Origin of the sequence: Pseudomonas veronii, from assembly GCF_001439695.1 — a bacterium.
GTDB classification, from domain to species: domain Bacteria; phylum Pseudomonadota; class Gammaproteobacteria; order Pseudomonadales; family Pseudomonadaceae; genus Aquipseudomonas; species Aquipseudomonas veronii.
Genome location: NZ_JYLL01000014.1, coordinates 84,605 through 106,574, shown reverse-complemented (window position 1 = coordinate 106,574; position 21,970 = coordinate 84,605). Strand labels below are relative to the sequence as shown.

At 59.1% G+C, this 21,970-nt stretch carries 17 protein-coding genes; 3 read left to right on the top strand and 14 right to left on the bottom strand.

The window, feature by feature from the left end:
• Window positions 1–12: 12 nt before the first annotated feature.
• Entirely contained in the window at window positions 13–1,290 is a 1,278-nt protein-coding gene (locus TU80_RS18170) for a cytochrome P450 (RefSeq protein WP_020300806.1), read from the bottom strand.
• A 182-nt stretch (window positions 1,291–1,472) separates the two neighbouring features.
• Here TU80_RS18170 and TU80_RS18165 point away from each other — a divergent pair, with 182 nt between their 5' ends.
• Window positions 1,473–2,138 carry a TetR/AcrR family transcriptional regulator gene (locus TU80_RS18165; protein ID WP_020300807.1) on the top strand — a complete coding sequence of 222 codons (666 nt, stop codon included), beginning with the start codon at window positions 1,473–1,475 and terminating at the stop codon, window positions 2,136–2,138.
• 99 nt (window positions 2,139–2,237) lie between these two features.
• Here TU80_RS18165 and TU80_RS18160 read toward each other — a convergent pair whose 3' ends face one another.
• From TU80_RS18160 to TU80_RS18125, 8 genes are all read right to left on the bottom strand, one after another.
• Window positions 2,238–3,842: a phytoene desaturase family protein gene (locus TU80_RS18160; RefSeq protein WP_020300808.1), complete on the bottom strand. Its 1,605-nt coding sequence runs from the start codon at window positions 3,840–3,842 to the stop codon at window positions 2,238–2,240.
• 97 nt (window positions 3,843–3,939) lie between these two features.
• Window positions 3,940–4,761: an SDR family NAD(P)-dependent oxidoreductase gene (locus tag TU80_RS18155; protein WP_032904481.1), complete on the bottom strand. Its 822-nt coding sequence runs from the start codon at window positions 4,759–4,761 to the stop codon at window positions 3,940–3,942.
• A gap of 30 nt (window positions 4,762–4,791) precedes the next feature.
• Window positions 4,792–5,610: an enoyl-CoA hydratase/isomerase family protein gene (locus TU80_RS18150; RefSeq protein ID WP_057005042.1), complete on the bottom strand. Its 819-nt coding sequence runs from the start codon at window positions 5,608–5,610 to the stop codon at window positions 4,792–4,794.
• On the bottom strand, window positions 5,607–6,578 hold the full coding sequence (locus TU80_RS18145; protein ID WP_020300811.1) for a VOC family protein: 972 nt from the start codon (window positions 6,576–6,578) through the stop codon (window positions 5,607–5,609). The genes TU80_RS18150 and TU80_RS18145 overlap by 4 nt, the downstream gene beginning before the upstream one ends.
• Window positions 6,579–6,624: 46 nt before the next feature.
• A complete protein-coding gene (locus TU80_RS18140; protein ID WP_020300812.1) occupies window positions 6,625–9,156 on the bottom strand; it encodes an efflux RND transporter permease subunit in 2,532 nt (843 codons plus the stop codon).
• A gap of 35 nt (window positions 9,157–9,191) precedes the next feature.
• The gene (locus tag TU80_RS18135) at window positions 9,192–10,322 is read right to left on the bottom strand and encodes a WD40/YVTN/BNR-like repeat-containing protein (RefSeq protein WP_020300813.1); all 1,131 of its coding nucleotides are present in this window, start codon (window positions 10,320–10,322) and stop codon (window positions 9,192–9,194) included.
• A 95-nt stretch (window positions 10,323–10,417) separates the two neighbouring features.
• Complete coding sequence (locus TU80_RS18130; protein ID WP_020300814.1) at window positions 10,418–11,785, bottom strand: DUF1329 domain-containing protein; 1,368 nt, start codon at window positions 11,783–11,785, stop codon at window positions 10,418–10,420.
• A gap of 30 nt (window positions 11,786–11,815) precedes the next feature.
• Window positions 11,816–13,477, bottom strand: a complete 1,662-nt coding sequence (locus TU80_RS18125) for a DUF1302 domain-containing protein (RefSeq protein ID WP_057005041.1) — start codon at window positions 13,475–13,477, stop codon at window positions 11,816–11,818.
• 419 nt (window positions 13,478–13,896) lie between these two features.
• On the opposite strand from TU80_RS18125, the gene TU80_RS18120 reads away from it, so the two are divergent.
• Window positions 13,897–14,742, top strand: a complete 846-nt coding sequence (locus tag TU80_RS18120) for an SDR family oxidoreductase (RefSeq protein ID WP_020300816.1) — start codon at window positions 13,897–13,899, stop codon at window positions 14,740–14,742.
• Window positions 14,743–14,806: 64 nt separating this feature from the next.
• Entirely contained in the window at window positions 14,807–15,691 is an 885-nt protein-coding gene (locus tag TU80_RS18115) for a DMT family transporter (protein WP_020300817.1), read from the top strand.
• Here the strand turns inward: TU80_RS18115 and TU80_RS18110 are convergent.
• The 5 genes from TU80_RS18110 to TU80_RS18090 all read right to left on the bottom strand — a co-directional run bounded on the left by TU80_RS18110 (window position 15,688) and on the right by TU80_RS18090 (window position 21,963).
• A complete protein-coding gene (locus TU80_RS18110) occupies window positions 15,688–16,473 on the bottom strand; it encodes a tyrosine-protein phosphatase (RefSeq protein ID WP_020300818.1) in 786 nt (261 codons plus the stop codon). The two genes, TU80_RS18115 and TU80_RS18110, sit on opposite strands and share 4 nt — an antisense overlap.
• A 2-nt stretch (window positions 16,474–16,475) precedes the next feature.
• On the bottom strand, window positions 16,476–17,663 hold the full coding sequence (locus TU80_RS18105) for a phosphotransferase (RefSeq protein WP_082643858.1): 1,188 nt from the start codon (window positions 17,661–17,663) through the stop codon (window positions 16,476–16,478).
• A complete protein-coding gene (locus tag TU80_RS18100; protein WP_057005040.1) occupies window positions 17,660–18,697 on the bottom strand; it encodes an amidohydrolase family protein in 1,038 nt (345 codons plus the stop codon). Before TU80_RS18100 ends, TU80_RS18105 begins: the two co-directional genes overlap by 4 nt.
• 209 nt (window positions 18,698–18,906) lie before the next feature.
• Window positions 18,907–20,268, bottom strand: coding sequence for a DUF1329 domain-containing protein (locus TU80_RS18095; protein ID WP_020300821.1), 1,362 nt, complete (start codon window positions 20,266–20,268; stop codon window positions 18,907–18,909).
• Between the two features lie 27 nt (window positions 20,269–20,295).
• Window positions 20,296–21,963 (bottom strand): DUF1302 domain-containing protein, encoded by a 1,668-nt coding sequence (locus TU80_RS18090; RefSeq protein WP_020300822.1) that lies wholly within the window; start codon window positions 21,961–21,963, stop codon window positions 20,296–20,298.
• Between the last annotated feature and the right edge of the window lie 7 nt (window positions 21,964–21,970).

The following is a 21,970-nucleotide window of genomic DNA, read 5'->3' as shown; positions in this document are numbered from 1 at the left end:
TTACAGCGTGATTCAGTCCCAGATCACCGGGAGCGTGGACACGCCTCGCAATTGCGCTCCGCCGATCTGCGGGACGGGTTGGCTCGGGTCGAGTCGCAAGTTGGGAAAGAGGTCGAGGATGGCGTTGACAGCGCAGCTGATTTCCACTTTGGCGACGAACTGACCGATACACATGTGCGGGCCGAAGCCAAAACCAAAGGAGGGTTTTGGCTTGCGATCAATGTCGAATACCTCAGGGTTTTCAAACGCATCTTCGTCGCGGTTGGCGGACACCACCATGCACTGGACGAACGAACCCTTGGGGATTTTCACGCCGTGAAATTCCACTTCCCGGGCGGTTTCGCGCACCTTGAAAGTGGCCACGGGTTCAAAGCGCGTGGTTTCGTCCATCAGCTTGCCGATCAATGAGCGGTCGGCCTTGACGCGTTCCAGCAAGCCGGGCGTGGTCAAGAGCAAAGTCATTACCGAGCCAAACATGCGCGTGGTGGTTTCGCCCGCGGCTGGCAAAAGCGAGCGAGTGAAGGTGATCACCTCGTGGTCATCCAGCGTGCGCCCTTCGTACTCCGCGCGCAGCAAACGCCCGACCACATCATCGCCCTGGCTGCCCTCGGCACGACGTTGCACCACCACCTCGGCAAGCGCGTCGTACAGACCTTTGACAGCGATGCCGGCCTGACGTCGCGCTTCAACCATTTTGCTCGGGTCAATCTGGTTGCCGCCGACAATGGCCAAGGCCCACGCGGCGTATTGCTTGTACTTGGAGGGCTCATCCGAGGGGAAGCCCATCAAAGCGTACATGACGCGAATCGGCAGCTCGAGGCCGAACTTCATCAAGTCGGCCTTCTTTGCCGGCAACATCGGCTGGATGTACTCCTCGCGAATCACTTGATCGATCTGCGGGCGCCACTTGTTCACGGTCTCCGGCATAAAGGCCGGTTGCAGCAAGGCGCGCACCTTACGGTGCTCGTCACCGTCCATGGCAAGAATGATCAAACCATCGAAAAACGCGCCAAGACCTTCGGCAATAAAACCGCTGGTATAGGTCGCACCATCGCGCAGGACAGTCATTACATCCTGGTATTTGAACAAGGCGAAGGTCGGGCGAGTGCCCTGCTGGGTGCCGGCATTCGTCGGCACGCCAAACTGGGTGATGAAGTCGCCTTCATAGATGGGCGATTTCAGCCGTTGCTCGCGGCACACCGCGTGAATATCCAGGTCGGTGCCCCGATACATTTCCGACACAGCGGAGTATGCGGTTGCCAGGTCCAGTGCTGCGCTTTCGTTGCTCATCAGGAGCTCCTGTCTTGTTTTTATTCTTCTTGCACACCAAGATTGTCCGGCTGCCGACCCATGGTATGTGGTTGTGTCTGCGCCGGTAGTCCGCTTCGTTTGACTTGGGGTCAAACGAAGGCCCCCGGGGAAATGCTTCAAGGTGTGAATAACCTGGCCAAAACTGGCATGAGGAGGACGAGGTGGCGGTAAAGGCAGGAGAAGGTGGCGAACAGGGCAAACGCAATACGATGAATCGCCTGCTCGCGGCAGCGCGCGTGGAGTTCGCCAGAAAAGGCCTGGCCGGTGCGCGCGTGGAAGAAATTGCCCGGGAAGCCGGCGTTACCAAACAGCTGGTCTACCACTACTACAACTCCAAGGAAGGCCTGTTTGTAGCGGTACTGGATGAGTCTTCGGACAACATCATGTCCGAGCTGGTCAACCTCAATGTCGAAGAGCTTTCACCGCCAGTGGCGATGCGCGCCGTGCTCAACCATTTTTTTGACCAGTACCGTCTGGACCCCTTCCTCGGCAGCCTGGCGCTGGAAGGCATTCGCTACCATGACACCCACGAAACACCTCGCAACCATTTTCTGGAAATGGCACCGAAGCTGATCGCCAAGCTCGACGCGATTTTGTTGCGGGGTGCGGCCAGTGGTGATTTTCGCGCAGACATCAACCCGCGCCTGTTGTTGGCCAGCGCTTCGCTGGTGACTACTGGCTGGTTCACCAACCGCTATTCGATGTCGGCACTTGCCGGGCTGGATACGGACTCGGAGCAAGGCATGGCCACCTGGCGTCAGTACTCGGCGGATTTTGTGCTGGCGAGTATTTCGCTGGGCGCAGAAAAAAACGTCGACGGCGTTTAAGCACCGTTCACACACTCTCGCCCAATGAGCTTTCCCTGTGGAAGCAGGCTTGTTCCCACAGGGGGGGGTTGCTTAGGGGCTTGGAATCAGCGACCCGCTTCAGTCAGCCTTTTTACGCAAATACTTGCTCACCCGCTTGGCCGCCAACCGCCCGGCCATGCCGTTTACCCCACCGCCCGGATGAATGCCGGCACTCCCTAAATACAGTCCCGCCACCGGCAAGGTATCGCCTCCCAAACCGTACGCCGGGCGCATGGTGCTCGAGCGCATCGAGGTGGTGTCGATATGCACCACGCAGCCATTCACCGTGTTCAAGCGCGCAGTAAAATCCGGAGCAGCCTCGATATGTCGGCCAATCACCTGCCCCTCGATCCCATCGATGTAGTCATACAGCTGTTCCTGCACCTGGTCGGCCACCCGCTCACGCAGCGCGTCCCAACCTTCATTGGGATTCACCGGCATCACCGGCGGATAGATGTACAACACATCCTGCCCGGTTGGCGCTTGTGAAGGGTCGGCCGCACTGGGTGCGGCCACGGTGATATAGGGCAACTTCGGTACTTCACCACGGGCGCAGGCGGCGAAGTTTTCCAGCACGGCTTCTTCGGTGCCGATCAGCATGACGGTTTTACGCAAATCCACGCCATCGCCGCGAATGGCAGCAAAACGCGGCAAAGAAATCTGCCCACGCAGGGCAACATCCACCTTCAATGGTCCCGACCCTCTGCCGTTAGCAGGTGCCATGGCGATACGGGTCAGCAGGTGTTGAGGGATTTCACCACGGGTAACCATGTCCAACGCCGGCTTGGGGTGGCAGCCGGCAATGACCGCACGTGCGGTGAACTGACGACCATCAGCCAGTTTCACGCCTTTGATCAGACCGTCCCTGGCAACGATTTCACTGACGCTGGCCGACACCAGCACTTGCCCGCCCAGCTCTTCCAGTCGAGTCTGCATGGCATTGCTCAACTGCTGCATGCCACCCAATACCCGGCCCACGCCAAAACGATGAAGGAAACCGAGCAAGGCGTAATAGATGCCACCGCCATCGGCGCTGATATCCCCTGCCAGCCCAGTGAGTGCACACATCGCGGAAATGGTCACCGGATGCTCGAAGCGCTCACGTGCCGCCTGCAACGCGGAGCCTGTCATCAGCGCCATCAGCTCGGGTTTCAGCGCTTTGTGTTTGATGGCGGTGCCAAGCATTTTCAGCTTCACGCCGAGGTTTGTTTTGGCCGGGTCGACACGCATCATCGGCAGCGCGATATCGAGGAACATGTCGATGACTTTCATGAACTGCAGAAACGCCTCGGCATCCTTGCTGCTGAACCGGCGGATCTCGGCGGCGGTTTTCTCGCGATCGCGCCAGAAGATCAGAGATTGGCCATCCGGATGCAAGTACACATACCCCGGCGCAAGCTCTATCGATTTGAAACCGTGTCGATCAAGTCCCAGCTCCGCTGGCACATGGGAATGCACGCGCATCGACATCATGTCCAGGGCACAGGGATGAACCAGATGCTGCGGCGCTTCGGGTATCAGGTAACCCGAGGAGGCCATCCCGCCGACCTTGTCCAATGCCTCCAGAACCAGCACCTTCTTGCCTTCCAGGCCCAGGTAGCAGCCAGCCGAAAGGCCATTGGTGCCACCGCCGACGATGATCACATCAAAATCCGTAGTGCTCGCATTTTGGTTCTGGTTCATCAATTAATTCCAAGTCGAGTTCAACCACAGCGGCGCGCGGCGGCTATGGCGGCAAAGATCAGCCGCGGCGCACCGCACGGGATGCGCCGGGCAAGGGTTACATGCCGGTGCGGCCCATCTGCGCAAACAGCGCGCGCATCGCCACCAGGGAGGGGGTGTGGCTGCTGAAACCACCATCAGCGACCAGCGTGGTGCCCGTGACAAATGAGGATTCGTCACTGGCCAGGAACGCCACCACATCGGCAATCTGCCGAGGCGTGCCCAGCTCGGCAGTGCAGTGGTTGTCGCGCAGGATGTCGAGCAAGGGTTCAGGCATGGCGTGTTCCGAAGGCGCCAGGCCGATCTGCACGGCGTTGCCGCGAATGCCTTGTTTGCCGTATTGCGAGGCGACCATGCGCGGCAGCATCATCAGCCCCGCCTTGGAGGTGGCGTAGCCGGTCAGGGACATATCGCCCTGCATGCCCAGACCCGAGGTGGCGAAGATAATCGAGCCCTTGCCGTTCTCCAGCATGACCGGAATCACATGCTTGGTGCACAGCACCGCGCCACGCAGGTTGACGGCGATGGCGCGGTCCCAGGCCTGCATGTCGAGGTTGACGAAATCGCGGTCTAGCTGACGTTGCTCGGCGTTCAGGATCGCCGCGTTGTTGTGCAGAATGTCGATACGGCCGAAATGCTGTTTAACCTGAGCAACCATCGCGCGCACGGCGTCTTCCGAGGAGACGTCGGTGGCGATCGCCAAGGCTTGATGCCCCTCGGCGAGGAGTGACTGGGCCACAGCTGTGGCCCCCTCGAAATTGATATCGACCACCGCAATACTTGCACCATGCGACGCCAGCACCCGTGCGCACTCAGCGCCCAGGCCGCCACCGGAGCCGGTAATAATGGCCACTCGTCCTGCCAGTTTTCCTGTGCTCATGCTCTGTTCCTTATTGTTTTGAGTGGCGCTTTACTCGCCGGTAAATCGCGGTTCGCGCCGTTCACTGAACGCCTGGGCCGCCTCGCGGGCATCCTTGGTCGGGGCCAGCAAGGCGAACAGATCAAGCTCCAGGTCCAGGCCACGTTTGAGGTCCATGTCCAGCGCCGCCCGTGCTGCCTGTTTGACAAACGCCGACGCGGTGGGTGGTTTGACGGCGATGCGCTGAGCAAAGGCCCGTACTTCGTCCAGCAGGCTGGCGTTGTCGCTGGCCAGGCGGCTGACCAGACCAATGCGCTGCGCTTGTTCGGCGCCCACCCGGTCACCGGTGAGCAACATGTCCAATGCCTGACCCGGCGCCACCACTCGGGACAGTCGTTGCGTACCGCCGCCGCCGGGAATCAGCCCCAGGCCGGTTTCCGGCAGGGCGAACACGGCATCGGGCGCGGCGAAGCGGATGTCACACGCCAGCACCAGTTCCAACCCACCGCCCATGCAATAACCATGAATGGCAGCGATCACCGGTTTGCTGATGCCATCCAGCGCTTCGATCCAGCGCACCTGTTCCATGCGCTGCCGCACTTGCAGGCTCGATTCCGGGCCACGACGCTCCTTGATATCAGCACCCGCACAAAAGCCTCGCTCACCTTCCCCGCGAATCACGATCACGCGAATGTCCGGGTCTTGCTGCAACAGCGCCAGTGCTTGCGGCACGCCCTGACGAATATCGTCGTTGATGGCGTTGATCTGCCGGGGCCGGGTCAGTACCACCCAACCCACCATGGCATCACGCTCAAGGCGCACCGCATCGTTGATCAAAACGGGAGACTGCGGTTCTTGCGCTGTGCTCATACAGGGCACTCCTCGAACTCGAAGACCTGGCCATTGAGTTCTTGTGGGTCGATCTTGATCAACGCACGGCCGCCGACGGCCTCGGAGGATTCGATCCACTGGAACCGCGTGCCGCGTGACCGCAGATCCTCGGCCTTGGCAGCCAGATCGTTGACACCGATGCGGATGTAGTACGGACCCGGCCCCCAGTTATTGACGTAGTGGCCGGCGTCGGTGTTCCAGTAGGTCGCCTCGAGGACATCGAGGGTGGCACTGTTCGGCACGGTGAAACCCATACGCGCACGGCGGTAACCTTCGCTGCCGATGCTCTCGACCGGCCCGCTCGGTTCCCAATCGAGGTTGGTCGAGACCTTACGCAGGGTTTCATCGAGGTCGCGTACCAGGAAGCCACGGGCGGTGACGCGGACCATGTCGCCGGGCTTGAGATCACGCGGCTGCATCGGTGGCAACTGATACGTTTCCGGCGGCATCTGCAAAGGCTCGGTCGGCATGATCTCAATGCACAAACCGCCATCCACCGTGGGCTGGTAATACGGTTGCTCGGGAGTGGCACCCAGCCATAAGCGGTCGAAGGGCATTTCCGGGGTGCGCTGCGCCATGCGGAAAGGCAAGCGACGACGCATCAGTTTGTCTACCAGCGCGTCGAACTTGTCCCCGTGCAGGGCCAGCACGATGGAGTGCGTGATCATCGGCCGATGATGCCCCTGGAAATCCTTCAGGCTTTCCAGAAAGTCATGGAACAACGGATCACCGGGGTTCGGCCGATCCAGGTGCCACTGCGGTTCGATGCGCGTAGGCGACACCGCGAGGGATTTGTGTACCCGCAGGAAATGCGCAATATACGGGTGATTATCGAACGCCTGGCGCCAGCGTTCGTGTTTGTAGATGCCGAGCTTGTCGACCAACATTTCCGTCATGCCGTCCGGGTCCGGAACCATCATGTCGGCACTCATCAATAACTCGAACATTGTTCTCTCCTTGCAGTTGCCAGCCAGGTCTGTGCCCGGCTATTAGTCAGCGGACACGCCGGGGTAAGGCGAGCTCGGTCAATTGGGGTGCAGGTGCGCTGGCCGCGGGTTTGCGCGGTTCCTGTTGGGCGCGCGCGTCCTCCAGATCGAGGGTCACGCCGGCCTTGGAGTTGCCTTTCGGGTTGAGCAGGTAATGCGAGAGGGCCGGGATCAGCACCAGCGCACCGAGCATGTTCCACAGGAACATGAAGGTCAGCAGAATGCCCATGTCCGCCTGGAACTTGATCGGCGACCAGGCCCAGGTAATCACCCCGGCGGCCATGGTCAGGCCAACGAGCGCCACGACCCGACCGGTGAAATCCAGCGAGCGGCGATACGCAACCGCCAGGCTTCCACCGCGTTCCTGCACCGCCAGTTGCACACTGAGCAGATACAGCGCGTAGTCCACGCCGACACCGACACCCACGGCGATTACCGGCAAGGTGGCTACTTTCAGGCCGATCCCCAACCAGACCATCAGCGCCTTGCAGATGATCGTAGTCATCAGCAAAGGAATCAGCGCCACCAGGGTTGCGCGCCAACTGCGGAAGGTCAGCAGGCAGAGCAAGGCCGTAGCGCCATACACGGCCAGGTACATGGTGATGATGCCCTTCTCTACCTCAATGTTAGTGGCGGCCTCGATCCCGGCATTACCCGCAGCCAGGAGGAATTCCACAGGCTGCTCGGCGCCAGCGGGTGTGTTGTTTTCCTTGGCGAACTCTTCAGAAACTTTCAACACCCGGCTCAGTGTGTCGGCTTTGTGATCAGCCAGGTAGGCGATCAATGGAGTGACCGAGCACTGCTGGTTGGTGATGCCCGGTGCAGAAATCATCGCGGCATCCACCGCCGAGTTGGTGATCGCCTGGTCGCGGCTGATGCTCAACCATTTCGGGCTGCCTTCAGCCATGCCGGAGCTGATCATGCGCACGGTTTCGGCCAGCGACTGGGTGGTTTGTACACCAGGCGTCTGGCGCAGGCGCCAGGCCAGTTTGTCCATGCTTTGCAGCGACTGGTACAGACGGCAGCTGTCTTCGTTGGTCTTCATGATGACCACGAACTGGTCACTGGAAAGTCCGTAGTGGCTGGTGATGTAGGCGTTATCGCGGTTATAGCGCGAATCCGCACGCAACTCCGGTGCACCGGGATCCAGATCACCGACCTTGAGGTGCATCATCACCACGCTGCCAATCAGCGTCACCACCAGCGATACGGCAATCACCGCCGTGGCCATCGGCCGTTCGGTGAAGCGATCCAGGCCGCTCCACAGACGCCCGAGAAAACCGCGGTTTTCTGCGCCGGCCTGATCTTTGGCGATGGCGATACGCGCGGCTTTCTTACTGACGCCCAGGTACGACAACGCCACCGGAATCAGCAGCAACTTGGTGAAAATCAGCACGGCGACACCAATGCTGGTGGTCAGTGCCAGGTCGCGAATCACCGGAATATCAATGATCACCAGCACGGCAAAACCAACGATATTGGTCAGGAGCGCAGTCAAGCCAGTGAGAAACAAGCGGCGGAAGGTATAGCGCGCAGCAATGTATTTATGGGTGCCACGGCCAATGTCCTGAAGAATGCCGTTCATTTTTTGCGTGCCGTGGGAGATCCCGATGGCAAAAATCAGGAACGGCACCAGGATGGAGTAAGGGTCCAGTTCGTAGCCGAGGAGTTGCATCAAACCCAGCAACCACACCACCCCCGCCACTGCCACGCTCACCAGCAGCAAGGTACTGCGCAGGCAGCGTGTATAGAAATAGACGAACAACCCGGCGATCAGTACCGATGCGCCAAAGAACAGCATGACCGAATACAGGCCGTCGATCAGGTCGCCCACCAGCTTGCTGAAACCCACAATGTGGATGCCCACTTTGTCACTTTCCAGCGAGCGAATCTGCGCTTCCAGTTGCTTGGAAAAATCACCGTAATCCAGGGGTTGTCCGGTCTGCGGATTGGTATCGAGCAGCGGCGCGACAATCATGCTCGACCGGCCGTCGTTCGCCACCAGGTTGCCAATGATCCCGGAACGCATAATGTTGCGGCGCAAGGCCGTGATCGATTTGTCACTGCCGTCGTAATCCGATGGCATGACCGCACCGCCATCAATGCCCTCCTCCGTCACTTCTTTCCAGCGAACGATGGGCATCCACAGCGATTTCATCCAGGAGCGGTCGATGCCTGGAATCAGGTACAGGGTGTCGTTGACCTTTTGCAGCGCCAGCAGATAGTCGGCGTCGTAGATATCACCGGATTTGTTTTCCACCACGACGCGAATGCTGTTGCCCAGGCCTGGCAACTGGTTTTTATACGCCAGGTAATTCTTGATGTAAGGGCTGGAGCTGGGAATCATTTTTTCGAAGCTGGCATTGACTTGCAGCCGTGTAGCGAAGAAGCCCAGCACCACAGTGGCGAGCAAGCAGGCAACGACGACCACCATGCGATGACGGAATATGACCCGTTCAAACCAGCCACCGGAGTTTTTGTCAAAGTCCTCCAGGTTGGCAATCACTGGCATCCCGCTGTTGAATTTTTGCTCGACCATTTTTTCTTTCTCGTAGGGGAATCGTGCCGGGGGCTTTAGTTGGCCTGGGCGATATCGATGACCTTGGCGCCGCTGAAGCGCGTGACAAGCAGGCTCCCAGCCTGTTTGGTGGCACTGGCTGCATACACCTCGCCTACCCGCGCATCTGCCAGCGGGGTGACCTGCAAACTCTGCCGGTCAACGCTGACCAGTTGCCCACCCTGGCTCACGACGATCAAGGCATCACCCTGCTCGACAATGCTGACCAGGCTGCTATTGAGATTGGTTGCCACAGGCTGCCATTGCTGGCCGTCATCACGGCTGGCAAACAGGTTGCCGCGCAGCCCGTACGCCAGCAGCAGACCGTCGAAGGCGCGGACGCCGAAGTAAGTGCCGGTGTAGGGCGTATCGATTTTCACGAAACGTTGTTGCGGACCATCCAGACGCAGCAGCAAACCCTGCTCCCCGCCGATGTAAAAAGTGCCCGCTTGTTCCGCCAGTCCATACAGGTGCATGCGCCGATCGTTATCACTGCGCTCGGTCCACGGCTGCCAGTTCTGGCCGTCATCCGTGCTGTGCAACAACATGCCGAAGGCACCCACGGCAAATCCGTTGCCGTGCTCATCGAACATCACATCGAGAAAGGGTGCGGCCAACACGTCCGGCGTCGCCGAGGTACTGGCGGCCATAGCCACTTCCTTAAGCATCTGGGCTGCGGCTTCATCACCTTGTTCGGCCCGTGGGCCGTAGTAAGCGTTGAGCAAGGTCAACAAGCGGCGCCCGTCGAGCTGCACTTGCCAGCTTTGACCGCCATCGGTGGTGTGCATGACCACCGCATCGTGACCGACGATCCAGCCATGACGCTCGTCGCGAAACCGCACTTGCACAAGATCGCTGGACACCGGGCTATCGACCTGTTGCCAGGTGCGGCCCTCATCGATGGAGCGCTGGATCAACCCGTGCAGGCCGACGCCAATCATCGCGTCGCCCGCTGTGGCGACCGACAGCAAGGGTGCGGGCAGGTGTTCATCGATCCGCTGCGCCGGCACGTCGAGCGAATCGGCCGACAACGCGACGGCGCTGTAGGCAGGCGTCGTCAGCAATGAGCTCGCGCCGACCGCAAACGCGACTGCCAGGAGCAGACGCGAAGTGCAGAGAAGAAAAGAAGCAGGGCAAGGGCTAGTCATTATTTTTATTCCTTAACCATCCCGCGTGGCAAACACACCTGTTCTGCCTGCCCGGCTTGATGCGCAAACCGGCAGGCAGGACAGGCGAAATCACATCAGCGCTGGGTGACCCGAGCCACAATGGCTTCAGGATTCATGTCACGCTCGGAGAGTGGTTTGTCGATGAACTTGTAGCCGCCCTTCAAACCATCGTTGAGCAACGCGTACATGCCTTTGTTGAAGTCATACACGACGTTTTTCACGTTATAGGGAATGTTTTTGTCGTAGAGCTGGACGCCGCTGAGGAAGATCGAGCGATACAACGCGCCGCTCTTGTCCCAGGCGTCATACAGGCCGACGCCGAAAGTATCTTCATCCAGGTAGTAGGTGCGTTTGCTGTAGACGTGGCGCATACCCGGCTTCAACGTGGCTTCCACGACCCACACCCGATGCAGCTCCCAACGCTCGTTCGCCGGGTTGGCGTGGTGCGGCATGAACTGGTCTTCCTGCTTGCCGACGCCGAAGTAGAATTTGTAGGCGTTGTACGGGATGTACATTTCCTTGCGACCGACCAGCTTGTAGTCAAAGCGGTCCTGGCTCCCGGAAAACATTTGCAGTTCGTCGAACAGCGTCACGCCACCCTGGCTGGCAACGGGTGTATCAAAGGCAAATTCCGGTGCGAGTTTTACCCGGCGCTGGCCTGGGGAATAACTGAACGAACGACGGGCCTTCGCCAATGGATCGAGGAAGTCAGTGAGCACCACCACTTCACCGGAGCGCCGCGCCGGATAGTCGTTGCGCGAGAACACTCGTGCGTACATCAGTGGATCGCGATCCGCCTGAGTCACCTGGTAGTACGGGGTTTCTTCGAATGTCGCCTGTTCAGCGGTCTTGGTGATCGAGCCGTTGGCGTCGACTACCCAGCTGTTGGACGAAGTCGTGGTCGAGTAGCCGGTGCCGATTTTGTAGCGCACCTGCTGGTTCCACATCACTTCATTGCCGGTCTTCGGAATCGGGAACGGCAGGCCGCCACGGCAAGATGGATCAACGGCCAGGCCATCTTTCTGGATCGCGCAGCTGCTGGCGTTTCGCACGGTGGCATCGAGTACCGCTTTGGGATAGGCAGTCGTGCGATGGCTTGGGTAAATGTCGATGTAGTAAGTCGGGTATTTCTTGATCAGGGTTTTCTGCCCCTCACTGAGCTTGTCCGCATACTTGTCGACGTTTTTGGCGTCAATGCGAAACAGTGGCTTTTCATCTTTGAACGGATCAACCCAAAACCCGCTGTCGGGCTTGAAACCCGCCGGAGCGGTGGTAAGGCCGCCCTCGTAAGCGGGGATCGTGCCATCGGCGTTACCGGCCTGAATCGCTCCGAACTGCGTCAGGCTCTTACCCAGGTCCGAGGCGTCGCCAGCAGCGGCGGCTGTGAGGCTACAGGTCGCAAAACTCATCAGGACGGCAGTTAATGCAAGTGGACGTTTCATGAACACGTTCTCCGATTCTTGTTTGATTTATCAGAAGGAGGTCTTGAAGGTAAAAGCCAGCCAGCCGCGGTCTTCACCGCCTACGTTGCCGTTACCGGCGACGGTGCCATTGGCCAGGTTCTTCGGTTGGGCCGCTGTGTCGGCATAACGCAGGCCGAACTCATACAGCTGGGCATAAGTGAGTTTGACGCCGACGGAGTAAGCCAGCGCGCCTTCGCTGCCGCCACCGGCTGTTGGTGCGTTGCCATGCAGGCCGTAGTTGACGGTGAGAGGTACATCCATGTCCCAGGAGGGGAAGATCGAGATGTATTGCGGAGTGTAGTTGACCGCGACCGCATAATAATCTTTCGAGGAGCAGCCATCCGACTCGCTGCCGGACCCGGCGATACCTGGCGTTCTGGCATTGGTACAAGCGGCTTTTCCGACACCTTTATAGAGCTCTTCGTGTTCAGTCACGCGATCCAGGTGGCTGTAGGCGAACTCACCCACTAGGGTCGCGTTGTTCGAAATGAAGTTACGCGGCACGCCGTAAACGGCGTTGGCAATAAAGTGAATGGTGTCGCCGCGCGGGCCTTCGTCGTCCAGCGCGCTGACGCCAGTGGCATTCAAGGCACCGTTCATGCGGTAGGACAGTTCAGAGCCGACCGCAATCGTGTTGAAAACCCGAGCAAAACTGACGCCTGCCAGCTTCACGCCACGCGGGTAAACAACCCGGTACGAACCCAGCGCTGCCTTGACCTGTGGGGCCAGCCAAGGCTGGTAGTCGTCGAACTGGCGATAGTAGGCGCCGAACGTCGATTCGACTTCTTCAACGTTGAGTTTGGCCATCACGCCCCAGTTTTTGCCATCGCGACCGAAGCGCGAATCCTGACGCTGCAACGTCGCTCCGTTAGGCGCTACCGGCAGTTGGTCCGGACCTTCGAACAAAGGGTCGGCCGCGCCGAAATAGGTACCCCCATAAGGAATGCGCGTGGGCTCCCATTCGTAGAAGTATTGACCGGCAACCGAAAGGTGATCAGTGACCTGGGCCTTGGCCGAGATCTGCCCCACCGGCAGAAACACTTCCTTGGTTTCGATACCCGGGCTGGTCGAGGCTTTCACGCCATCGCTGGGGGCCTGGGAGTAGGACACGGCGTGAGCGCCGAACAACAGGCTTTCACCCCAATAGTTGGTGTGACGACCGACTTTCACGTTGACCGGTGTGTCGCCGATGTTGAAGTTGCGCCAGACAAAGGCATCGAGAATCTCTCCCGACGGGCCGTTCATGTAGCGCTTCACTTCGTCGCTGTAACGATTGTTGTGATAGCTGGTGGCGTAGCCGGGAACGTTACTTTTCACATCGTGATCGTTATAGGCCTGGTCAAACCAGCCGGCACCACTGAGGCGTCCACCCCACTCGTTGAGGTAGGAAAAGTCGAGTTCGCTCAACACATCGAGACGATTTGTAACAATGTCGCCTTTATCGAACTTGCCGTCGGACTCGTCGAAGTTCGGCGTGTTCATGATGCGACTGTCCTGACTGTCAGTCCGCATGCCCAGGTTGTAGCGGACCGTGTTGTCCCAACGCAGGCGATAATCAGGGTTCGGCAGATCGAAAGAGAGCGCCATGACGCCTTGAGAGCCGCCAACCATCATCAGCGTAAGCGCACCTTGAGCCAGTACCAGCCGACTCTGCTTGGTCTTATGATTCATACACACTACCTTTTATTGTTATTTTCAGTCGCTATGTGCGTTCAAACGGTCGCTCCAGCGATATGCGCTACCCCACAATATCGTTGAATGTCTCGCCTGGACAGTCCGCTGAAGAGGTCTGGCACGCATCCAGACCCACTTTCCTCCTCAGTTGAAAGTCACCGTAACGGATCACAAAATAAAATTCCACATAAAGATTTGCATTCTCCATATAGAATTTCACACCCGTCAAGGTGAAGAATCGTTCCAGCAAAGGCGTTTCGCCGGTAAATACTGCACACAAAACAGATAAACGTTCAAATAAACTTTGACGCTTTTGTGCTTTGGGCTTTCAATAGCCCCTGCCATCCCACAGAACGCCTGGCGTTGCGCGGGTAAAACGGCAGTGAACCGCCAGAAGAAAAACAAGAGGAGCCACCATGAATATTGATTTGAGTGCCAAACGCGTGATCATCACGGGCGCTTCGCGGGGCATTGGTCTGGCCATCGCCCGGGCATTCGCAGCTGAAGGGGCGCGGGTAGCGATATGCGCCCGTAGTGCGTCAGACGTCCGGGAAGTCGGCGCGCAACTTGCGGAACACGCCCAGGCGGTGATTGCCCGGGCTGTCGACGTGACGGACAGTGAGGGGGTCAAGGCGTTTGTTGCTGAAGTTGCACACGCGTGGGGCGGGGTCGATGTGTTGGTGAACAACGCCGGTCAAGGCCGTGGCGGCAACCTCGACACCCTCACTCCGGAAGTCATCCTCGAACATGCCAACATTCTGCAGATGGGGCATTTCCGATTCGTGCAGGCGGTGGTGCCGTTCATGCGTGAACAGCGCTGGGGACGGATCATCGAAATCAACGCCTTGGCCGGGGTGATTCCGACGCCCGACGGAATTCCCTCAGTAATCAATCGCGCATCGTGCATCGCCCTCTCCCGCTCATTGGGCATGTCACTGCCCAAAGACAATATCCTGGTCAACAGCCTGAACATGGGTTGGATCGATACCGGTCAATGGGATCGTCACTACAAGGAAATGGGACCTGGCGTCAGTCGCGAGGAGTTCGACGCCATGGTGATGAAGGTGGTACCGCTCGGGCGTTATGGCAAACCTGAAGACGTTGCCGGTATGGCGCTGTTCCTGGCCAGTGAATATGCCAGCTTCATCAGCGCCGCCTCGATTGACATTGCCGGCGGCATGGGTGGGCAGATTGCCTACTTTCCAACCCTCAAACGCGATTTTGCCGCGACGATTGCGGCACGTAACGCTGCCAGCGAATAACACCAAAACATATCGACAAACTCTCCGGTGCGTAGTGCGCACCCTCAACGTTGGCGCCCCCGTGATGAACTTGCTGTTCCCTGTTCTTGCCACGCTGATCTGGGCCGCCAGTACCGTGGTCAATCGCCTTTCGGTTGGGGTGATTGACCCCGCAGCCATTTCCTTTTACCGCTGGCTGGTCGCGTTGCTGGTGTTGTCACCGGTGATGTTGCCCAAGGTCTGGCGGTTGCGGCAGCAGATTCGGCCGCACCTGCCCAAGTTGTGGCTGCTGGGCTTGCTCGGCATGTCGCTGTACCAGTCGCTGGCCTATTTCGCCGCGCACACTGTCAGCGCCACTTCCATGGGCCTGATCCTGGCGACCATGCCCCTGCTCACCGTGCTGCTCGCCTTTCCCCTGCTCAATACCCAACCGACCGCGACGTTATTGGTCGGTGCTCTGGTGTCGTTTGCCGGGCTGACGTGGTTGCTGGCCGCAGGCGACCTGCCCTCGCTCTGGGCACACGGGGTTGGCCAAGGGGAATTGATGATGTTGCTGGCCTCGCTGTCGTACGCGTTGTACTGCGTGCTGGTCAAGCGCTGGCAGATTCCCCTGCCGACCTGGGAAAGCCTTTACGTGCAAATAATCTGCGGCACCCTGCTGTTGGTGCCGCCCTTTGTGCTGGCCCCTTCGATAGCCCTGACAACCGCAAATGTCCCGCTGGTGTTGTTCGCGGGTCTGTTTGCCTCAGCGCTGGCGCCCGGCTTGTGGATGCGTGGTTTGCAAACCCTGGGGCCAGAAAAAACCGCCGTGCTGATGAACCTGGTCCCGTTATTTACCGCGGTGTTGGCGATTGTGTTGCTGGGGGAAACATTGCACCTGTACCACGCGGTCGGAGGCGGATTGATTTTACTGGGAATTGGATTGGCGCAATGGAAACCCGCGCGGGTAGTGACCGAAGTCGTGACCTAGGCGACCAGCAAGGTATCGCGCAATGTCTGCAAGCCTTTCTGGCTCAAACCACTGAAGCGCTGCAGGTAAAGATCCAGTCCACCGTACTCGGCGTCGATCACTGCATACGCAGCATTCAAGTACTCGGGACGGGCATCCAGCACTGCATCAATGGCCGCCTCGCTGACCGCTTGGCCGACCAGGTGGCTCACCGTGGTGCTCATGGCCTGCTGACGCGCCACCTCCAGCTGACTGAAGCGACGTGCCGAGAGCACATAGTCGGCCATGATGTGCTCCGGTGCGACGCCCAGTGCGTGCAGCAGCAACATCACCGCGACCCCGGTGCGGTCCTTGCCCGCCGTGCAATGAATGAGCACCGATGCATTGCGGGTAGAGAACAGCTCGAACAGCGCTGGCAACAACGGCGCCAACAGGTGCGGAAGTTGCCGGTAGACCTCCAACATCATGTTTCGCGCGCCCTGAGTCTCTGGATTATCAGCGAGCATGGCGGCAATCCGTGGGTCGGCACGAACATCACCAAGCACCTCCAGGTGGAGTTGCGCGATAGCCGAATCGGGTACGCCGCTCGGGTAACGCTCACGCTCTGCGGCGCTGCGTAAATCGCAGACGGTTGTCAGGCCGATCCGCCGCAAGGTCTGCCAGTCTTCAGCGGTCAGTCGATCCAGCTGTTCTGCCCGTAACAGGTAATGGTCGCCGATACGACGACCACAACCGGTGGGAATACCTTTGAGGCTGCGAAAGTTATCCGCACCCTGCAAGCGCAACTCTTCCTGCCCGACCATTCTCAATCCTCCAGTAGATGTTGATAGGCCTGCGTTAACGGACGCGCGCCCTGCCCCAGTGTCGGCGTACGGCGAGGCTTACGCCCATGTGTGAGCAAACGCACGGTATCAAAATCTTCTGCAGCGGCGAAGAAACGTTCCACCATCGGCAAACCGTCCTGCCCCCAGTCATCCATATTCGACATCCAGGTCTGCATCCCCCAAACCGGCCAACGGCGAAACTGTTCCCAGGCAGCGTCCTGGTCAAGCACGCCTTCGGCACCGAGGCTGATCAGTTTTTCGCGGTACACCCGCAGCAGGCGTTGCGCATCGGCGCGCCGTTCCTCGACGGTTAAGGCCCCCAGCATAAAATAGGCGATATCGCGCCATGGCCGGCCACGCCTCGACAGTTGCCAATCCAGCCAGATACGTTGGCCGTCGCTGCGTAAAAAACTGTTGCCCTGATGCGAATCACCATGGATCAGGCAGCTGGGTGACGACTGTTCGCGCTCGAAAGCTGCCAATTCATCAAACGCATGGCTGAACAACTCCGGTGTCTCATACATCCATTTCGGCAACAGGCGTTGGTACTCCGGTTTGCGCAGATTGACCTTGATGTAGTTGTACATACGCAGCAGGCCGTCGCAGTCCACCGGGTTGGCCATCGACACCGGCAGCCAGCCCTGGCCCCGTAGCTGCGGACTGTTCCAGGTGGCAGCATGCAACGTCGCCAGTGACTCCAGCCCCCGAGCGACGCCATCCACGCCCAGGTGATCGGTGCTATGGCCAAATTTCCCGGCGGCCAGACCAAGGTCTTCCATCATCACCACGCCTCGACCGCCGCCATCGGCGTCCCAGTCGGTGAGATAGGTGTCTGGCAGTGGCGCATCGGACCAGCCGTGCGCCAAATGATAAAAGCGCGCTTCCAGCTCACAGATATCGCCGCTCTCGAAACCCTCGGACCAATTCGACTTCAGGCACACGTGCGCAGGAATACCCGCGTGCTGACCGACCTCATTCAACTCAAGCCTGACGCGGAATTTGGTGGTGTGACCGTTTCGAACTTCCACTGCCGTTAACGCCAGCACCTCGACGCCCGGATAACGCGGCTGCAATAGCTGAGTTAGCCAGGCTGCGGTAATTTCGCTCAGGTGCCGTGGCAACCGTCCGCTGCGCTGCGGGTAGGGCCGCCCCAGCGAGCTATCCGTCACGGCGTCAGCACCCGACCAGCGTTGGCCGGCACCTTCAGCTTGAGCAGTTCGATCGCGTTACCGCTGCGAATCCGCTCGCGCTCTTCAGCGGACAAGCCGATGCCTTCGGTCAGATCGCCATGGTCGTAGGCCCCGCCAAAGTTAGTGCCGTACAACAGGCGCTCCGCCCCCACCACCTCGGCAACGCCACGACGCAAGCCCGGCGCATGAACGTCAAGGTCGAAGTAAAAGTTCTGCAGGTAATCCATCAACGGACGCTGATTGCGCGAGTCCGGTGCCATGGCCCGGTTCAGTTCGCTCAGGCGCCCCAACTGGAAAACCGCCATGCCACCGGCATGGGTGATGTAGGTTTTCAAGGTCGGGAAAACATCCAGCGCGCCACCGCAGATCAGGTACCAGAAGAACAGTGTTTCATCGACGCAGTCACCGACGATGGAGGTGGTTTCAAACTTGTCGTCCGTGTGTTTTTCGCCCCAGTAAATCGACTGATTGAAGCCATGCACCATGATCGGTACATCCAGCTGGGTGAGTTTTTCCCAGACGGGGAACAGGCGTTCGTCGTGAGCCTCCAGGCCATTGAAGTTGGCCCCGCCGACGCACACACCCTTGGCGCCCAACTGAGTCACTGCGCGTTCAATTTCCTTGGCCGCATTCAGCGGATCCGCGAGGTTGGCGTGGCACCAGAAATCGAAGTGGTCGGGATCAGCCCGACAAAATGCCGACAACTCGTCATTGCAGATGCGCGCGTATTCGTTAGCGAAATCTCCCGCCCAATACATAAAGCAATGAGACGGCGTGGACATCACCAGTTTGTCGACACCCCGCTCGGCCATCAGCTGGCGACGGCTGGCGTGGCTCATGCGCGCGAGGATATTGGCCTGCGCTTCGGCATCCGTCGCGGCTTTGACCGGTTGCTTGGTGCCGAGGGAAAAATGCCCCACGGTCAGCCCCTGCACTTTCATGAATGGCCCCCAGAACTCGTGACGGTTCAGCATGCCCTCAGTCAGCAAGTGGGCGTGGACATCAATCAGCATGGCGTTCTCCTTGTTGTAATTAGCCAGCAGACCGAACGACCCGCTCGCAGGGCATCCGGATCAATTTAAGGGATAACTGCACCCTCAATAATATAAACACATTTCTAATATGTGTTCATTTAAATATGAGTCGCAGGGCTACCTTTTATAAAATCCGCACAAAAAAAAGCGGCCCTCTCAGGCCGCAAATGCGTGTTCAACCGATGAAATCAGCGTTGGGTCTCCTGAGAAACAATCGACTCAGGCTTCATGTCACGCTCCGATAACGGCGTGTCGTGCACCCGATATCCGCCCTTGAGGCCATCGTTGAGCAAAGACCACATGCCTTTGTTGAAGTCATAGCTGACGTTTTTTACCGTGTACGGCAGGTTTTTGTCGTACAGCTGCACGCCACTCTGGAACAGCGCGCGATACAGCACCCCGCCCTGGTCCCAGGCGTCATACAGGCCGGCACCAAACGTGTCTTCGTCGAGGTAGTAGGTGCGCTTGCTGTAGACGTGGCGTTTGCCCGGTTTCAGAGTCGCTTCCACCACCCACACCCGGTGCAGTTCCCAGCGCTCGCAAGCCGGGTTGGCATGATGCGGCTTGAACTGTTCTTCCTGGCCGCAACTGAAGTAGAACTTGTAGGCGTTGTACGGGATATACATCTCCTTGCGGCCCACCAGTTTGTAGTCGAAACGGTCCTGGCTACCGGAGAACATCTGCAATTCGTCGAACAGGTTCACACCGCCCTGGTTGGGCACCGGCGTGTCGTAGGCGAACTCCGGCGCCAACTTGATGCGGCGCATGCCTGGGGTGTAGCTCCAGGCACGCCGTGGCTGGCTTTGCGGGTCGAGGTAGTCAGCGAGGATGATCAGTTGCCCGGCGCTGCGGGCCGGATAACTGTCCAGTGCCCAGGCGCGGTAGTACAACTGCGGATCGCGATCGGTCTGTTGAGTCTGGTAGTACGGCGCCTCCTCCATGGTCGCGGACTCGGCGGTCTTGGTCACCGAACCCTGAGAATCCACTACCCAACTGTTGGACGAAGCCGTGGTGGTGTAACCCGTTCCCTTGTAGCGCAGTTGTTGATTCCAGATGACTTCATTGCCGTTCTGCGGAAGCGGGAACGGCAGCCCGCCTCGGCATGCCGGATCGACTGCGAGGTTGTCCTTGGTCGTGCGGCAGTTACTGGCGTTGCGCACAGAGGCATCGAGCAACGCTTGCGGGTACGCCGCGGTCCGGTGGGTCGGGTAAATATCCAGGTAGTAGTCGGGAAATTTACTCAGCAGCATTTTTTGCCCGCCGCTCAAGCGGTCGGCGTATTGCTCCATGTTTTTCGAGTTGATCCGCAGCAGCGGTTTTTCATCCTCGAAGGGGTCGGCCCAGAAGCCGCTGTCGGGCTTGAAGCCTGGCGGGCTCTGCGTCAGGCCGCCGGTATAGGGAGGAATGCTGCCATCGGCATTGCCCGCGATAATTGCGCCGAACGGCGTCAGGGTTTTTCCGATCTGTGCAACCTGGTCGGCCGGTGCCGCAGCCAGGCTGGCGGTGGCGATGCTCAACAGCGCCACCGCCCATGCAAATTGTCCTTTCATAAACAGATACTCCGCTTCTTGGCTTTTTTAGATGGAGGTTTTGAAGGTGAAGGCCAGCCAGCCACGGTCGGTTCCGCCCACGGCGCCGTTGCCCCCGACGGTGTCCCCGGGAATGTTCTTCGTTTGAGCGTCTGTATCGGAATAACGCAAACCAAATTCATAACGCTGGGCATACGTCATCTGCACGCCGGCAGACCAGGTCAGCGCGCCTTCGTTACCACCGCCGGCACTGGCTGCGTTGCCCGACAGGCCATAATTGACGGTCAACGGTACGGTCATGTCCCAGGACGGGAGTACCGACAGGTATTGCGGTGTGTAATTGACGGCGATGGCCGCGTAATCCCGGGTCGAACAACCGTCGCGCTTGTCCCCTGAACCGGGTGTGCCGACGCGGGGGTCAACGCAGTTATTGTTGTTTTCACCCAGATAAAGCTCTTCGTGCTCGGTCACTTTGCGCAGGTGGCTGTAGGCGAACTCGCCGATCAGCGTGGCGTTGTTGGCGATAAAGTTACGCGGCACGCCATACACAGCGTTGGCGACGAAGTGGTACGTATCGCCACGCGGTCCTTCGTTGTCGGAAGGATCAACGCCGACCGCGTTCAACGCACCGCCCTTGCGATAGGAGATCTCGCTGCCGATCGACACCGTGTCGAGCACGGTCGAAAGACTCAGGCCGACCAGTTTGACGCTGCGCGGGTACACCAGGCGGTAGCTGCCGGTAGCGGCCGAAACTTCTGGCGCCAACCAGGGTTGGTAGTCATCGAACTGGCGGTAGTAAGCGCCCACCGTCGATTGAATCGCCTCGACGTCGTATTTGGCCATTACGCCCCAGTTGGCGGAGTCACGACCGTATTTGGACTTCTCCCGGTTAAAGGAAAAACCAGGTGCTACAGGCAAACGGTCCGGGCCTTCGAAGAACGGGTCCGCTGCGCCGAAGTAGGTGCCGCCGTACGGAATGCGCGTGTAGTCCCATTCGTAGAAATATTGAGCGGCCAGTGTCAGGTTGTCGGTGGCCTGAGCTTTGACGGATATCTGCCCGATGGGCAAGAACACTTCCTTGGTTTCAATGCCAGGACTGGTCACTGCCTTGGCACCATCCAGAGGCGCTTGCGAGTAGGAAATCGCATGGGCACCGAACAGTAGCCCCTCGCCCCAGTAATTGGTATGCCGGCCGATCTTGACGTTCACCGAAGCATCGCCCAGGCGCAGGTTTTTCCAGACGAAGGCATCGAGGATTTCCCCTGAAGGGCCTTCGACGTAACGCTTCACTTCAGAGCTGTAGTGGTCGTTGTCGTAGCTGGTCTGGTACCCGGCAACATGACTGCGCACCGTGTCATTGTGGTACGCCTGGTCGTACCAGCCGGCGGCGCTGAGGCGTGCCCCCCAGTCTTTACGGTAGGCAAAATCGAGTTCAGTGAGCAAGTCGATGCGGTTGGTGACGATGTCACCCTTGTCGAACTTGCCGTCCGATTCATCGTAGTTAGGGTTGTTCATGATGCGCCGGTCTTGCCCCTCCGTTCGCATCCCCAGGTTGTAGCGCAGGGTGTTATCCCAACGCAGATGAAAGTCTGGATTAGCCAGTTCGATCGGCGCAGCCATCACCGCTCCACCGTAACCAAACGCCATTTTCCCTACCGCCAGCAGTACCATGGCCCGCTGGGCTCGCATGCGTCCCTGTTTGCTCATCTTTTTCATGCAAACC